The organism is Pseudomonas palleroniana (assembly GCF_022836895.1).
GTDB lineage: Bacteria > Pseudomonadota > Gammaproteobacteria > Pseudomonadales > Pseudomonadaceae > Aquipseudomonas > Aquipseudomonas palleroniana.
In genome coordinates, this window is the sequence record NZ_CP092411.1 from 810,098 (window position 1) to 825,520 (window position 15,423).

The following is a 15,423-nucleotide window of genomic DNA, read 5'->3' on the forward strand; positions in this document are numbered from 1 at the left end:
ATGAGTGATATCCCTGCCGAACTGCGTTTTGCCGAAAGCCACGAATGGGCCCGTCTGGAAGCTGACGGCACGGTGACCGTCGGGATCTCTGACCATGCTCAGGAAGCGCTGGGTGATGTGGTGTTCGTTGAGCTGACGGAAGTCGGCAACGTGTTTGCCGCAGAGGCCCAGGCGGGGGTGGTCGAGTCGGTGAAAGCGGCTTCGGATATCTACTCGCCGATTGCTGGCGAAGTGATTGCGGTCAACGAAGAGCTGAGTGCCAGCCCTGAATTGTTGAACTCCGATCCTTACGGCGCATGGATCTTCAAGCTCAAGCCAAGCAACCCGGCTGATCTGGAAAAACTGCTGGATGCCGCCGGCTACAAGGCCGCCATCGGCGAGTGATGCTGCCGCTGGAGCCGGGCAACCCGGCTCCAGCGACGCTTTTCAGCGCTGCAATACCGCTTTTACAGCGGCTACAGACCGCTCGACATCCGCCTCTGTCATCGCCGTGAACATCGGCAACGACACGATCAAACGTCCAACACGCTCGGCTACCGGGAACATGCCTTCCTTGAACCCCTGTGCCCGATACAGGCTCAGCAGGTGGATCGGCGGGTAGTGGTAGCCAATGCCGACGCCGTGGGCCTGCATCTGCTCCATGAATGTCGCACGTGCCGGCAGGCCGTCCTGGCGCTCAGGCAGCACGAGTTGGAACAGGTGCCAGTTGCTGTTTTCGAAATCCGCGGGTGGCAGTTGTGCGCCGTATTTATCTTCAAAATCGCTGCCGAAGCATTTGAAGTAGTGTCGTGCCAGGTTCTGGCGATGGGCGGTGATCTTCTCGATATGAGCGAACTGCCCAAGGCCGATGGCGGCGGCGATGTCGGTCATGTTGAACTTGCCGCCCAGCACGTCGACGTCCAGGCCATCGAAACCTGTACGCGTCACGCCCTGCAGGCGATATTTTTCTGCCAGGCGCGCTTCCTCGGCGTTGTTCAACACCAGGCAACCGCCTTCAGAAGAGGTGATGTTTTTGTTGGCCTGGAAGCTGAACGACACGAAGTCACCGGTAGCGCCGATACGTTCGCCGTCCCAGCTGGAACCCAACGCCTGAGCGGCGTCTTCGATGATGCGCAGGTTGTACTTGTTGGCCAGCGCATAAAGCATTGGCATGTCCAGGGGCAGACCCGCCAGGAACACCGGGATGATCGCCTTGGTGCGCGGGGTAATTGCAGCTTCTACCTGAGCCAGGTCGATATTGCGGGTGACCGGGTCGATATCGGCAAACACCGGCTTGGCGCCCACTTCCAGGATCACGTTGGCTGTAGCGACCCAGGAGATCGGAGTGGTGATGACTTCGTCCCCGGCACCGATACCGGCGATGCGCAAGGCGATCTCCATGGTGCAGGTGCCCGAGTTGAAAGTGCGCACCGGGCGGCCACCAAAGTACTCCGATAGCTGAGCCTCGAATGCCTGCACCTTCGGCCCGCTGGTGATCCAGCCGGAGCGCAGTACATCGCCGACTGCCGCGATGGTGGCTTCATCAATGGTAGGTTTGGAGAACGGCAGAAAAGGCTGTTGGCTCATGACGAAGAAGGCATCCGTTTCAGGTAAACGATGAATAATAGACGTATCAATACCGCATGGTTGCACGGTTTGACTGAATATAGGCTGTCACACGTGAATGAATCGTCATGGTACGGGCAAAAAAATGCCGCTTCAAAAAGCGGCATTTTTTCAGCGAGTGCTATTACTCGGTAACGGCATTTTTCGCCAGGATGGCGTTAGCCAGTTCCATGTCGGTGGCCTTCAGGCCAGGGTTGTCGGCGCGGACTTTCTGCATGGCGGCTTCCAGGTACGGGCCGCGAATACCACCATCGCTGGCAACGAAGCTGCCGGCGTCGTCTTGCGCGGCAACGACCATCTTGTGGTCCTTGAAGGTCAGGTAGGTCGAGCCGGTGGTAGCACCCGATGAGATGACGTTACGCCAGAAGCTGTCGGCCATGGCTGAGCCGACAGGAAGAGAAAGCACGGCAAGGGTTGCGACAGCATATTTAAGACGCATGATGGGTGACTCCGGGTGGGTTATCTGAACGATTTGATTGTAGTTAACCCAACCGAGTTCCATCACTGACTAAACAGTTTCGACTTGCAAAACTGCCCCGTTCTGCGCGGTAACGCGTACTTGAGCGCCTACGGCGCTGTCCGGCCCGGTCACCATCCACACCCCATCGCCGACTTTTATCTTGCCCCGGCCATCGACGATGGCCTGGTGCACCACAAATGTGCGACCGATCAACTCCGAACCACGCATGTTCAGCCCCGGCTGATCGCTGACCTTGGCGCTGCTGCGCTGGCGTTTCCACCAGTACACCGCTGTCAGGATCGACAACACGGCGAACAGCAGCAGTTGCCATTCCAGCCCGAGCGGCGGGATCAGGAACTTGATCACGCCCACGGCCGCCGCCGCGATGCCCATCCACAGCAGGTAACCACCGGCGCCGAAGACCTCAAGGATCAACAACACCGTGCCCAGTGCCAGCCAATCCCAGAACGACAGATGCTGCAGGAAATCCCACATGACGAGTGCCTCAGCCTTTCTTGTTGTCGAAGGTGGCCTTGACGATTTCGCCGATGCCACCGACGGCGCCGATCACTTGGCTGGCCTCCAGAGGCATCAGGATCACCTTGCTGTTGTTGGCCGAAGCCAGTTTGCCCAGCGCATCGATGTATTTTTGCGCGACGAAGTAGTTCACCGCCTGCACGTCGCCCGACGCGATAGCCTGCGAAACCACCTGGGTCGCACGGGCTTCCGCTTCGGCCTGACGCTCACGGGCTTCGGACTCCAGGAACGCCGCCTGACGGCTACCCTCGGCCTCAAGGATCTGCGCCTGCTTCTTGCCTTCGGCAGTCAGGATCGCCGATGCCCGCAGGCCCTCGGCCTCCAGGATTTGCGCACGCTTGATCCGCTCGGCCTTCATCTGGCCCGACATGGCGGCCATCAGGTCGGCAGGTGGGCTGATGTCCTTGATCTCGATGCGGGTGATCTTGATGCCCCAAGGTGCCGTCGCTTCATCGACGGTGCGCAGCAGTTTTTCGTTGATGCCGTCACGCTGGCTCAACATGGCATCCAGCTCCATGGAGCCGAGCACGGTACGAATATTGGTTTGCAGCAGGTTGCGGATGGCGTGTTCGAGGTTGTTGACCTCGTAGGCCGCCTGGGCGGTGTTGACCACCTGGAAGAAGCACACGGCGTCGATCTGCACGGTGGCGTTGTCGGCGGTGATCACTTCCTGAGGGGGAATATCCAGCACGCTTTCCATCACGTTGATCTTGCGACCGATGCGGTCCATGACCGGGATGATGATGTTGAGGCCGGGTTTGAGGGTGTTGGTGTAGCGGCCGAAACGCTCGACTGTCCACTGGTAGCCCTGGGGCACCACTTTAAAACCCATGAACAGGATGGCGGCGGCCAACCCCACGAACAAAAGCAGTACGGTTCCGATCTGCATGGCGATTCCCTATCTGAAGGTGTCAGTAAAACGATGTTCGACCGATTGTAACGGTCTGGTCACGGATAAGGACGGTTTCACGGCTGCACAATCAAAGGATTTGTTTCTGAATCCCCAGGCGTGACCCGTAACACTTCCGCCAGTGTGGTCAGGCCGGCATTCACTTTCTCCAGGCCGGCCATGCGCAGGCTGCACATGCCGCGCTCGACAGCCGCCCGGCGCAACGCCTGCACGTCGGCCCCGGGCGTGATCAATCCCTTGAGCGGTTCGTCCATCAGCATGATTTCGTAGAGCCCGGCTCGGCCTCTATATCCGCTGTCGCGACATTCCACGCATCCGACCGCCTCGTGGGCAGTTTCCGGTGCATTTACTCTTTGCTTGCAGTGAGGGCACAAGAGGCGCACCAAACGCTGCGCCATCACTCCTATCAGCGTAGCTTTGATCAAATAATGAGCAATGCCCAATTCCTGCAGGCGGCTGATGGCGCTGGGGGCATCGTTGGTGTGTAAGGTCGACAGCACCAGGTGCCCGGTAAGCGCGGCCTGGATCGCCATTTCTGCGGTTTCCTGGTCGCGAATTTCGCCGATCATGATGATATCCGGGTCCTGACGCAGCAGTGCGCGTATGCCGCTGGCGAAGGTCAGGCCGATTTTGTGCTGCACCTGCATCTGGTTGAAGGCGGGTTCGACCATCTCGATCGGGTCCTCGACCGTGCACAGGTTGACCTCGCGGGTCGCCAGTTGCTTGAGCGTGGCGTAAAGCGTGCTGGTCTTGCCCGAGCCGGTAGGGCCGGTGACCAGAATGATGCCGTTGGCTTGGCCGGTCATCGCGTGCCAGCGCTGCTGATCTGCGGGCGACAAGCCCAATTGATCAAAATCCTTGAGCAATACCTGCGGGTCGAAAATCCGCATCACCAGCTTTTCGCCAAAGGCCGTCGGCAAGGTGGAAAGGCGCAGTTCTACTTCCGCGCCCGTCGTGCTCTTGGTTTTGACCCGACCGTCCTGGGGTTTGCGTTTTTCTGCCACATTCATCCGGCCCAGGCTTTTCAAGCGGCTGACCACCGCCATGGTGACCTGCGGCGGGAACTGGTAGACGTCGTGCAATAACCCGTCGATACGAAAACGCACACGGCTCTGGTCGCGGCAGGGTTCGATATGGATATCGCTGGCCCGTTGGGCAAAGGCGTACTGCAGCAGCCAGTCGACGATGTTGACGATATGCGCATCGTTGGCATCCGGCTCCTCGTCGCAGGCACTCAGGTTGAGCAGCTCGAAGTTACCGGGCGCCGCCGCCTTCTGATCTGCGCCGCTGACCGACCTGGCCAGCCGGTAGAACTCGGCGATGCAGCGCTGAATATCCTGGGGGTTGGCGACTACGCGTTTGATCGAGCGCTTGAGTACTTGCGCCAACCCGGCCTCCCAACCGGTGACATAGGGCTGTGCGCTGGCGACGGTGACGGTCTGCGCGTCGACGGCCACCGCGAGTATGGTGTGGCGTTGTGCGAAGGCGTGGGACATCAATGGCACGACCGCCGCCACGTCGATCTTCAGCGGGTCGATACGCCAATAGGGCTGCCCGGTGTGGCGGGCCAGCCATTGGGTCAGGGTTTCCAGGCAGGGGCCATGGGCAGCGATACATTCAAGGGGGTGCTGGGTGTTGTCGGCCGGTACCCTCGCCAAGCGCTGCGCCACGTCGGATGTGATCAGCCCGGCGTCGATCAATGCCGGCAGCATCGGGTGAAGTTCCAATCGTTGATCGACGGGCATGGTGGATTTTCCTGGGGGCAGTGGAGGTCAACCCCAGGCTAGCCAGCCCCTGAACATTCTTCTGCCCGCGTGTATTTCATACCTTTACTGAGCGGCCGCCAATCGCGCTGGAGGCTGCGCAGAATCAGCTGGCCATAGGTCCAGCGAGCACACGCTGATCAGGTTTCGAATCTTTTCGCCGATCACTTGGGCACGGTGCCAGCTCAAACCATCCATCACGATATCGAGGCTCAACAGGTCGTCCTCGCGGTTCAGGTGTACCTGCCGTGGCGTCAGGCATTGCAAAGCGAAATAGTTGAGCACACGGCACAACACATCGGGCTCAGCCTCGGCAATGATGCGGTAATGCGCCTGGCAATGGGCGCTGTTGACGGCCCAGGCATCGACGCGGGCAGCAGGTTGGGTGGCTTCGACGGCGTGCATGGGAAATCTCCAAATCAGGTTGGAGAAATTTTTACATTCGTCAGCGGAGATTTCTTATCTAAAATGAGCATAAATAGCGATTAATTGAATGGATCAATTCAATCCATTCTTCAAAATGAGTATTTTTATGCACAGTGAATTGGACGCGTACGACCGCCGTATCCTGGCCTTGCTGCAAGAGGATGCTTCGCTGTCCAGTGCGCAGGTCGCCGAACAGGTGGGCCTGTCGCAGTCACCTTGCTGGCGGCGCATTCAACGGCTTAAAGAAGAGGGGGTGATTCGTGGTCAGGTCACCTTGCTGGATCGCAAGAAGATCGGCCTCAACACGCAGATCTTTGCCGAGGTCAAACTCAACGCCCACGGTCGTTCCAACTTCACCGAGTTCACCGAGGCGATTCGCGGGTTTTCGGAAGTGTTGGAGTGTTATGTGCTGATGGGGGCGGTGGATTTCCTGCTGCGCATCGTGACGTCGGACATCGAGGCGTATGAGCGGTTTTTCTTCGAGAAACTCTCAATGGTGCCGGGTATTCAGGAGGTCAATTCGATTGTGGCGTTGTCGGAGATCAAATCCACCACCAGCCTGCCAGTGTTGCGCTGACAAGGCGCACCTCATCGGGAGCAAGCCCCTTTCCACATTTTGATGTGTGAATACATGCCAATGTGGAAGCGGGCTTGCTCGCGAAAGCGCCCTTACAGGCGCAGCAAGGTTTTCCAGGCGCGATTCTGATACACCGCAATCGCCTGATGCATACGCGCATCCAGGGATTCATCGGTGATCGGCTGGTTGGCCAGTTGCACCAACTTGTTCAGCTCGCCGTACAGGCGGTCCAGTTCCGGAATATCCACCACCTGACGTGCATGATGCAGCCAGGCCTGGATGCGTTCGAGGCGCGGCAGTTGCTCGGCCAGGTCTTCCGGTTGTTGCTGGTAGCGTGGCAGTTGCAGGGCGACAGCATCTTCGGCCAGCAGGCGTGGCAGCCAGTTGGTGATCTGCGCGGCGCCCTGGCGGTTGCCCCGCACATTGCGGTCGGTGGTCCAGGTGCGGGCCAGCAGCCAGCGGGAAGCGTTCAGCGAGAACAGGCCCCAGCGCACGTCTTCCAATTCTTCGATGAATTGTTCCGGCGCCGCTTTGCGGATGTCTTCATCATCGTCACCGGCCTGTACCAGCGGGCGCCAGTCTTCCAGCAATGCATCCAGTGCGCTGCGCAGCTCGCTGGTGGATTGACGCGGTGCAGCCTGGCCGAGGCTGCCGACCAGGGCGCGCAATTCGCCGAGGTTGTCGACCCAGTCCTGCAACAGCCGCCAGTGGCCATTGAAGCGGTACTGCTCCGCCAGGCGCTGGCTGCTGCCCAGCAGATGCCACATGATGGCGGCGAAGGCGTCGTCCAACGGCATTTCGGCGTGAATCTGCGGCGCCGGCAGGCTCAGCGAATAACTGCCGGCGTCGTACAGACGGTAGCCGCGCTCGGCCTTGCTGATATCGCAAGGCATCAGCGCCAGGGTTGCGGCCAGTTCGGCGGCCAGTTCCAGCAGGGCGGCCGGTTCGCCTTCGCGCAATTCCAGTTCCAGTTCGCAGATTTCTTCTTTCTGCTTGCCGACGACAACATGCCCCAGGTCCAGGGCGGCCTCGATGACCACCTTGGCTTTACCGCGGCCCCAGGCGATTTCGGCGCGTTCGCGGACAAAGTCGGTGGTGAAGATCGGCTTGAGGGTCTTTTTGTCCAGCTCGGCCAGTTGCTCGGGCCAGCACTCGCCGTCGAGTTTCTTCACGTCGAGCTTGGCTTTGGGCAAATCCCAGTTGTATTCGTTACGTTCCGACAAGCCGGCGACACTCTGGCCACGGGTCTTGAGGGTCTGGATGATGTCGTCACCGTCCTTGCGCAGGCGCAGGGCGACTTTGGCCTGGGCCAGGTCACGCTCTGGGGTGTCGAAGTACTGATTCATCAACTCACGGCGTTCCCAGCCACTTTTGTTGCGTTTTTTCAGGAGCGGGTGCTCACGCAACGCGGCGAGGGTCTCGCGGCTGACGCGGAGCTTGATTTCGGTTTCTTTTTGCATGGCCGGAACATCCAGGATCGGGAGCGCAGCCGGGGAAAAGAGTGGCTGCCAAGGTCGTGCAGTGTACAGGACTGAGCCCGGCAACGCGCCGCAACGGTTTATTGTGTTGTGCAGATGGCTCTATAGTGGGGCTCATCCGGGAAGTTGAGAGACCGCGTATGCCGTTACCTACCCTGAAAGAGCAATTCGCTGCGCTGATTGCCGCACCGTCGGTCAGTTGCACCCAAGCGTCTCTCGACCAGACCAACCGCCCGGTGATCGATTTGCTCGCCGGCTGGCTGGGCGACCTGGGTTTTGCCATTGACATCCAGCAAGTCAGCCCCGGTAAATTCAACCTGCTCGCCAGTTTCGGCAGCGGCCCGGGTGGCCTGGTGCTGGCGGGGCATAGCGACACCGTTCCTTATGATGCGGCCTTGTGGAAGACCGATCCGTTGAAGCTGACGGAAGTCGATGGCCGTTGGGTAGGACTGGGCAGCTGTGACATGAAAGGCTTTTTTGCGCTGGCAATCGAAGCCGTATTGCCGCTGCTGGATCAACCGTTCAAGCAACCGTTGCTGATCCTCGCGACCTGTGACGAAGAAAGCTCGATGTCCGGCGCCCGCGCGCTGGCCGAAGCGGGCCGCCCGTTGGGGCGTGCGGCGGTGATTGGTGAGCCCACCGGCCTCAAGCCGATCCGCCTGCACAAAGGCGTAATGATGGAACGCATCGATATCCTTGGCCAAAGCGGCCACTCCTCGGACCCGAGCCTGGGCCATAGCGCCCTTGAAGCCATGCATGATGCCATTGGCGAATTGCGCGGCCTGCGCCTGGCCTGGCAGCGTGAGTACCGCAACCCGCAATTCAGCGTGCCCCAGCCGACCCTGAATTTCGGTTGTATCCATGGTGGCGACAACCCTAATCGCATCTGCGGCCAATGTTCCCTGGAGTTCGACCTGCGGCCCCTGCCGGGCATGGACCCCCAGGTGCTGCGTGATGCGATCCGGCAAAAGCTGCAACCCGTGGCCGAGCGCCATCAGGTCAAGATCGACTACGCGCCGTTGTTCCCCGAAGTCCCCCCGTTCGAGCAGCCGGAAGACGCCGAACTGGTCCGGGTCGCTCAGCGATTGACCGGCCATCGTGCCGAAGCAGTAGCGTTCGGCACCGAAGCGCCTTATCTTCAGCGCCTTGGTTGTGAAACCCTGGTGCTGGGCCCCGGCGACATCGCCTGCGCCCATCAACCGGGCGAGTACCTCGAAATGTCACGCTTGACGCCTACAGTGCGTCTATTGCGGGAGCTGATCGAGCATTACTGCCTGAAACCCGCATAATTTACCCCCTGCCCATTCGTACATAGAAGGAGAGCGAGCGTGTCGCCAAGCCTGTTCCGACGATAACCATCAGCCCGCTGTGCGCTTTCACGATTCATCCTTGTTTGGCTGCTACTTATTACAGGCCCAGGTTTTATGCCCGAATACGTCAATTGGCTTCGTCACGCTTCGCCCTATATCAACGCCCACCGCGACTGTACCTTTGTGGTCATGCTGCCTGGCGATGGTGTAGAGCATCCGAACTTCGGCAATATCGTCCACGACCTTGTGCTGCTGCACAGCCTGGGTGTGCGGCTGGTGCTGGTACACGGTTCGCGCCCTCAGATCGAAACGCGCCTTGCGGCCCGCGGCCTGACCCCGGCCTACCATGAAGGCTTGCGCATCACTGATGCTGCGACGCTGGAATGTGTGATCGACGCCGTTGGCCACCTGCGTATTGCCATCGAAGCGCGCCTGTCCATGGACATGGCCTCTTCACCGATGCAGGGTTCGCGCCTGCGTGTCGCCAGTGGCAACCTGGTGACTGCCCGCCCTATCGGCGTGCTCGAAGGCGTGGATTACCACCACACCGGCGAAGTGCGCCGGGTCGATCGCAAGGGCATCAACCGTCTGTTGGACGAGCGCTCCATTGTGCTGTTGTCGCCCTTGGGCTACTCGCCCACCGGTGAGATCTTCAACCTGGCCTGCGAAGACGTCGCCACCCGCGCCGCCATCGACCTGGGTGCCGACAAGCTGTTGCTGTTCGGCGCCGACATGGGCCTGATCGATGAAAACGGCCGGCTGGTGCGCGAACTGCGCCCGCAGCAAGTACCGGCGCATTTGCAACGCCTGGGCGCGAACAACTATCAGGCCGAATTGCTCGATGCCGCTGCCGAGGCTTGCCGCGGTGGAGTAGGGCGCAGTCATATCGTCAGCTACGCCGAAGACGGCGCTCTGCTCACGGAGCTGTTCACCCGCGACGGCGGCGGTACGCTGGTGGCCCAGGAACAATTCGAACAGGTGCGCGAGGCGGCGATTGAAGACGTCGGCGGCTTGCTCGACCTGATCAGCCCGTTGGAAGAGCAGGGCATTCTGGTGCGCCGCTCGCGTGAAGTGCTGGAGCGTGAAATCGAGCAGTTCAGCGTGGTCGAGCGTGAAGGCATGATCATCGCCTGCGCGGCGTTATATCCGATCGCGGATTCGGATGCCGGTGAGCTGGCGTGTCTGGCGGTGAACCCGGAGTACCGTCACGGTGCGCGGGGTGACGTGTTGCTCGAACGCATCCAGACCCGTGCCCGGGCGCAGGGGCTGAAGACGCTGTTTGTTCTCACCACCCGCACCGCTCACTGGTTCCGCGAGCGCGGTTTTGTGCCAAGCAGCGTGGATCGCCTGCCGTCGGCGCGGGCGTCGCTGTACAACTACCAGCGTAATTCGAAGATTTTCGAGAAAGCGCTCTAGGCCCTCAATTAAGGAGGGAGGGCACCGCCCCTCCCACAGGTTATCCATCGTCTGCTCTATCGCTTAACTGACAGGCATTAGACCTGCCCCTCCCTTATGCCTTGCCACCCCAGCGGCTTTCGTCGTTGCGCATCACTAGCACTTCAGAAGCATTGTTCTGCGCCGATACGATAAACATCACATTCGATAGATTGCGTGAAGCCGCGCCTTTGCGAGGGGGCGGGCGCCGTCGGCTGCTCATGGGGCGGGGCGCTTTGACAGCAAAAGAAATTATTAGTGACACAAAAACTGTAACAAATTGACGGGAGGATGTGCCTTTGGCCATGATGGCGTCGCCTTTTTGATCGTGGGTGACGTATGCAAAGGTACGGCCACACAAATCGATCTAAAAAAAGGCTGGTAAAGACTATTCAGGTATTAGCTTTTGGAGCGATTGGTCTACGCTGACCATCTCGCTCATCGGCCAGGCTTATTCCTGAATCGTATGAAAAAGAATGAAATAATTCTTTTTGGGTGTATGAAAAACTCATTACCCTGCAGGGACCAAATTAACTGCGATTAGACGAAGGTAGTAGACATATCAGGTTACGATTGACTTGGTAGTCACTATCTGGCGCTAATCGCGCATCTGTGGATCACGGGCGTCAGACCCGAGACCTTAGAAATACAAAAATTAGAAATGAGAGGAGCGGTACATGAAGAAGTCAACATTGGCGTTGGCCGTGGCTGTGGCTGCAATTGCACAACAGGCACACTCCGCCGGTTTCATCGAAGACAGCAAGGCCACTTTGGGTCTGCGTAACTTCTACATCAACACTGACAACCGCGATGGCGCTCCTACAGCGAGCAGCCGCAGCAAGAACGCTGAATGGGGCCAAGGCTTCGACCTGCGTTTCATCTCGGGTTACACCCAAGGTACCGTTCAGTTTGGTGTTGACGCCATTGGCCTGTACGGCGTGCGTCTGGATTCCAGCCGCGAAAACCACGGCAACTATTCCGGCACTGCTTCCGGCGGCACCGTCTTCCCGAGCGACGGCAACAAGGCTGTCGACGATTACGCCAGCCTGGGCGTGACCGGCAAGGTGAAGGTCTCCCAAACCGAACTGAAACTCGGCACTCTGCAGCCTAAGCTGCCAGTTATCGTGACCAACGATGGCCGTCTGCTGCCGCAAACCTTCCAAGGTGGCCAGATCACTACCAACGACATCAAGGATCTGACCTTGGTTGCCGGTCAGGTAGAAAAAGCCAAGGGCCGTAACTCCAGCAACAACGAAAACCTGTCGATCGGCGGTGCCAACGCCAGCTCCAACTACAATGCCGGCAGGTTCAGCAACAAGTTCTACTACGCCGGTGGCGACTACAAGCTGACCAAGGACCTGACTGCCCAGTACTACTACGGCAATCTGGAAGACTTCTACAAGCAGCACTTCCTGGGTCTGACCCACAACTGGGCAATCGGCCCGGGCGTCTTGAAGTCTGACCTGCGTTATTTCCACAGCACTGACGATGGTAAAAACGGTGATACCGCCGCTTACTATTCCAGCGGTAACTACCAAGGTTTTGCCTCGGGTAAAGGCAAGGTCGATAACAACCTGTACAGCGGCCTGTTCCTGTACACCGTTGCCGGTCACACCTTCGGTGGTGGTTACCAGGTCAGCAATGGCAGCAGCGACTTCCCTTGGTTGAACCAGGGCGACGGTTCGTCGGCCTACATCACCACTGACATGCAAATCCAGAAGTTCGCCCGTGCCGGCGAGCGTACCTGGCAAGCTCGCTACGCTTACGACTTCGCCAAGGTTGGCGTACCTGGCCTGACCGCCGGTGTTGTCTACCTCAAGGGTAGCAATATCGACACCGTTACTGCCTCGCGTGCCGAGCTGACCGGTCAATCCGAGTGGGAACGCGACATCACCGTTGCCTACGTAATCCCGGAAGGCCCACTGAAAAACCTGGGCGTTGCCTGGAAAAACGCGATGTGGCGTACCGACCTGGCGAACACCCGTTCCCAGGACGAAAACCGTCTGATCGTCAGCTACTCGATTCCACTGTTGTAAGTGCTTAAAGCCTTGCCCGGCGCAATGCCGGGCAAGGTGTCTTGCTTTCAAGTCGGGCTCAACCCCCGCAAGCCCTTCCCGAAACCCCTCTTTGTACAGCGTCTCAAGGCCTTCTCGAACCTTGAAACCGATGTTGATCCTCGCCCGTCGCCAAGTCCAATGAACAGATTTTTAATATTCTTTTATCGTCTAGATAAATCGATATTTATTCTTTTTAAATAATCTCCAACCCATGCACAGTAGGCTCCATAAGCATTCACCAGGAGCCACACCATGAGCCTAAGACTGGGCGACATCGCCCCCGACTTCGAACAGGATTCCAGCGCCGGCAAGATTCGTTTCCATGAGTGGCTGGGCGATAGCTGGGGTGTGCTGTTTTCCCACCCGGCGGACTTCACGCCGGTGTGCACCACCGAGCTGGGTTTCACCGCCAAGCTCAAGGACGAATTTGCCCAGCGCGGCGTCAAGGCGATTGCCCTGTCGGTCGACCCGGTGGACTCGCATCACAAGTGGATCGAAGACATCAACGAAACCCAGAACACGGTCGTCAACTTCCCGATCCTGGCCGACGCCGATCGCAAGGTGTCGGACCTCTACGACCTGATCCATCCGAACGCCAGTGACACCCTCACCGTGCGTTCCCTGTTCGTCATCGACCCGAACAAGAAGATTCGCCTGACGATTACCTACCCGGCCAGCACCGGTCGCAACTTCCACGAAATCCTGCGGGTCATCGACTCGTTGCAGTTGACCGACAACCACAAGGTCGCCACCCCCGCCAACTGGCAGGACGGTGATGAAGTGGTGATCGTGCCGTCGCTCAAGGATGAAGAAGAAATCAAGAAGCGCTTTCCCAAAGGCTACCGGGCGGTGAAGCCATACCTGCGCCTCACCCCGCAACCCAACCGTTAACACAGGACCTATGTGGAGGGGGCTTGCTCCCGATGGCGGGGTGTCAGTCAATACATCCACTACTGACACACCGCCATCGGGAGCAAGCCCCCTCCCACAGTTGAATCGCATTTCGAGTCTCACATAGCAGGGGATTTCAGGCCGTTTCGACGGCCTTTTTTTTCGCCTCGAGAAATACGGACTGCATATATATTTATGGAATAAATAAATGAAAAAATAAGATTTATAGATATATAAATCAGCTGATATGGTCTCTACCATCTTGGCGCAATCGCCACCCAGCGAACCGCCGACACTTGCTCAAGGAATACCTGCATGCTGGTCGTAACACTTGGAGGCAGCCCCAGCCAGCGTTCCCGCTCTGGGGTCTTGCTGGAGAAAACCCGTCAGTGGCTACAGCAAAAAGGCGTGGAAGTGGTGAGTTATCAGGTACGGGACTTCCCGGCCGAAGACTTGCTGCACGCCCGCTTCGACAGCCCCAAAGTCATCGACCTGTTGCAGCAAGTGGCCAACGCCGACGGCCTGGTCATCGCCACGCCGGTGTACAAGGCTTCATTTTCCGGCGCGCTGAAAACCGTGCTCGATTTGCTGCCCGAACGCGCCCTGGCGCACAAGATCGTATTGCCCATGGCTACCGGTGGCAGCATCGCCCACATGCTGGCGGTGGATTACGCCCTGAAGCCCGTGCTCTCGGCCCTGAAAGCCCAAGAATTGCTGCACGGCATCTTTGCCGAAGACAGCCAGATCGCCTACGGCGAAGGCAGTGCCCAGGCGCAACTGGTGCCCGTGCTCGAACAGCGTTTGCATGAGGCCCTGGAGACACTCTACGACGCCATGGCCCGTCGCCCGAAACCGCTGGACCCCCACGTGTTGAATGAACGTTTGTTGAGTGCTCGCTGGAGCATTTAAGCCGTACCGTTTTTTGTAGTACTCACCTTACTCAGCCGCCAACGGCCAAGCAGGTGCAGCCAACCCCCTCATCGCAAATTGGAGAGAGCGCCATGCGCACTGTCATCTTGCGTCGTGGTCTGGTCGCACTGTTTGCTGCGGCTGTGTCCTTCGGCGCCATTGTTCAAGCTCAAGCGGCCGAGACCTTGCGGATCGGTTATCAGAAGTACGGCACCTTGGTGTTGCTCAAGGCCAAGGGCACCCTGGAAAAGCGCCTGGCCGCCCAGGGCGTGCAAGTGCAATGGACTGAATTCCCCGGTGGCCCGCAATTGCTGGAAGGCTTGAACGTCGGCTCGATCGACTTCGGCGTCACCGGTGAAACCCCGCCGGTCTTCGCCCAGGCGGCTGGTGCCGATCTGCTCTACGTCGCCTACGAGCCACCGGCGCCCACCAGCGAAGCGATCCTGGTGCCGAAGTATTCGTCGATCCAATCGGTGGCCGAGCTCAAGGGCAAGAAAATTGTGCTCAATAAAGGCTCCAACGTGCACTACCTGCTGGTGCGTGCACTGGAAGACGCCGGCCTCAAATACACCGACGTGCAAACCGTATTCCTGCCGCCCGCCGATGCCCGTGCTGCTTTCGAGCGTGGCAGCGTGGATGCCTGGGTGATCTGGGACCCTTACCAGGCCGCCGCTGAAAAACAACTGCAAGCGCGCACCCTGCGTGACGGCACCGGCATTGCCGACAACCATCAGTTCTACCTCGCCACCAAGCCTTATGCCACACAGCACCCGGACGTCATCAAGGCGCTGGTGGAAGAAGTGCGTGCGGTGGGCGAGTGGTCCAAGGCCAACCCGCAGGAGGTCACCGAACAGGTCGCACCGCTGCTTGGCCTGCCGGCCGACATCACCCTGACCTCAGTCAAGCGCCAAGGCTACGGCGCATTGTTCCTGACGCCGGCGGTGGTCGCCGCTCAGCAGAAAATCGCCGACAGCTTCTACCAACTCAAATTGATCCCCAAACCCTTGAGCATCAAGGACGTGATCTGGACTCCACCCGCCGCCGTCGCCAAAGCGCCGTAATCCGA

At 59.1% G+C, this 15,423-nt stretch carries 15 protein-coding genes and 1 pseudogene; 8 read left to right on the forward strand and 8 right to left on the reverse strand.

Annotated elements, in window-relative coordinates:
- On the forward strand, positions 1 to 384 hold the full coding sequence (gene gcvH, locus MJP36_RS03500; protein WP_060753559.1) for a glycine cleavage system protein GcvH: 384 nt from the start codon (positions 1 to 3) through the stop codon (positions 382 to 384).
- Between the two features lie 42 nt (positions 385 to 426).
- On the opposite strand, the gene MJP36_RS03505 is transcribed toward gcvH, so the two are convergent.
- From MJP36_RS03505 to MJP36_RS03530, 6 genes are all read right to left on the reverse strand, one after another.
- Complete coding sequence (locus tag MJP36_RS03505; protein ID WP_244384888.1) at positions 427 to 1,566, reverse strand: DegT/DnrJ/EryC1/StrS family aminotransferase; 1,140 nt, start codon at positions 1,564 to 1,566, stop codon at positions 427 to 429.
- A gap of 163 nt (positions 1,567 to 1,729) precedes the next feature.
- Positions 1,730 to 2,044, reverse strand: coding sequence for a DUF2388 domain-containing protein (locus tag MJP36_RS03510; RefSeq protein ID WP_060753557.1), 315 nt, complete (start codon positions 2,042 to 2,044; stop codon positions 1,730 to 1,732).
- A 69-nt stretch (positions 2,045 to 2,113) separates the two neighbouring features.
- A complete protein-coding gene (locus MJP36_RS03515) occupies positions 2,114 to 2,560 on the reverse strand; it encodes an NfeD family protein (RefSeq protein WP_060753556.1) in 447 nt (148 codons plus the stop codon).
- A 10-nt stretch (positions 2,561 to 2,570) separates the two neighbouring features.
- A complete protein-coding gene (locus MJP36_RS03520) occupies positions 2,571 to 3,491 on the reverse strand; it encodes an SPFH domain-containing protein (RefSeq protein ID WP_060753555.1) in 921 nt (306 codons plus the stop codon).
- 77 nt (positions 3,492 to 3,568) lie between these two features.
- Entirely contained in the window at positions 3,569 to 5,257 is a 1,689-nt protein-coding gene (locus tag MJP36_RS03525) for a GspE/PulE family protein (RefSeq protein ID WP_244384889.1), read from the reverse strand.
- 84 nt (positions 5,258 to 5,341) lie between these two features.
- A complete protein-coding gene (locus MJP36_RS03530) occupies positions 5,342 to 5,680 on the reverse strand; it encodes a hypothetical protein (RefSeq protein WP_060753553.1) in 339 nt (112 codons plus the stop codon).
- Between the two features lie 127 nt (positions 5,681 to 5,807).
- Between MJP36_RS03530 and MJP36_RS03535 the strand changes: the two genes are divergently transcribed.
- Positions 5,808 to 6,278: an Lrp/AsnC family transcriptional regulator gene (locus MJP36_RS03535; RefSeq protein WP_244384890.1), complete on the forward strand. Its 471-nt coding sequence runs from the start codon at positions 5,808 to 5,810 to the stop codon at positions 6,276 to 6,278.
- Positions 6,279 to 6,370: 92 nt separating this feature from the next.
- Here MJP36_RS03535 and MJP36_RS03540 read toward each other — a convergent pair whose 3' ends face one another.
- Positions 6,371 to 7,738 (reverse strand): CYTH domain-containing protein, encoded by a 1,368-nt coding sequence (locus tag MJP36_RS03540; RefSeq protein WP_104994970.1) that lies wholly within the window; start codon positions 7,736 to 7,738, stop codon positions 6,371 to 6,373.
- A 158-nt stretch (positions 7,739 to 7,896) separates the two neighbouring features.
- On the opposite strand from MJP36_RS03540, the gene argE reads away from it, so the two are divergent.
- On the forward strand, positions 7,897 to 9,045 hold the full coding sequence (gene argE, locus MJP36_RS03545) for an acetylornithine deacetylase (RefSeq protein ID WP_244384891.1): 1,149 nt from the start codon (positions 7,897 to 7,899) through the stop codon (positions 9,043 to 9,045).
- Between the two features lie 135 nt (positions 9,046 to 9,180).
- On the forward strand, positions 9,181 to 10,482 hold the full coding sequence (gene argA / locus MJP36_RS03550; RefSeq protein ID WP_060753549.1) for an amino-acid N-acetyltransferase: 1,302 nt from the start codon (positions 9,181 to 9,183) through the stop codon (positions 10,480 to 10,482).
- A gap of 124 nt (positions 10,483 to 10,606) precedes the next feature.
- On the opposite strand, the pseudogene tauA reads toward argA, so the two are convergent.
- Positions 10,607 to 10,807, reverse strand: a pseudogene (gene tauA, locus MJP36_RS28020) (taurine ABC transporter substrate-binding protein); the annotation flags it as partial.
- A gap of 370 nt (positions 10,808 to 11,177) precedes the next feature.
- On the opposite strand from tauA, the gene MJP36_RS03555 reads away from it, so the two are divergent.
- The 4 genes from MJP36_RS03555 to MJP36_RS03570 all read left to right on the forward strand — a co-directional run bounded on the left by MJP36_RS03555 (position 11,178) and on the right by MJP36_RS03570 (position 15,418).
- Positions 11,178 to 12,536: an OprD family porin gene (locus tag MJP36_RS03555; protein ID WP_244384892.1), complete on the forward strand. Its 1,359-nt coding sequence runs from the start codon at positions 11,178 to 11,180 to the stop codon at positions 12,534 to 12,536.
- A gap of 273 nt (positions 12,537 to 12,809) precedes the next feature.
- Positions 12,810 to 13,448: a peroxiredoxin gene (locus MJP36_RS03560; protein WP_015886425.1), complete on the forward strand. Its 639-nt coding sequence runs from the start codon at positions 12,810 to 12,812 to the stop codon at positions 13,446 to 13,448.
- A 315-nt stretch (positions 13,449 to 13,763) separates the two neighbouring features.
- A complete protein-coding gene (gene ssuE / locus MJP36_RS03565; RefSeq protein WP_060753547.1) occupies positions 13,764 to 14,357 on the forward strand; it encodes an NADPH-dependent FMN reductase in 594 nt (197 codons plus the stop codon).
- A gap of 92 nt (positions 14,358 to 14,449) precedes the next feature.
- On the forward strand, positions 14,450 to 15,418 hold the full coding sequence (locus MJP36_RS03570) for a sulfonate ABC transporter substrate-binding protein (protein ID WP_244384893.1): 969 nt from the start codon (positions 14,450 to 14,452) through the stop codon (positions 15,416 to 15,418).
- Positions 15,419 to 15,423: the final 5 nt, after the last annotated feature.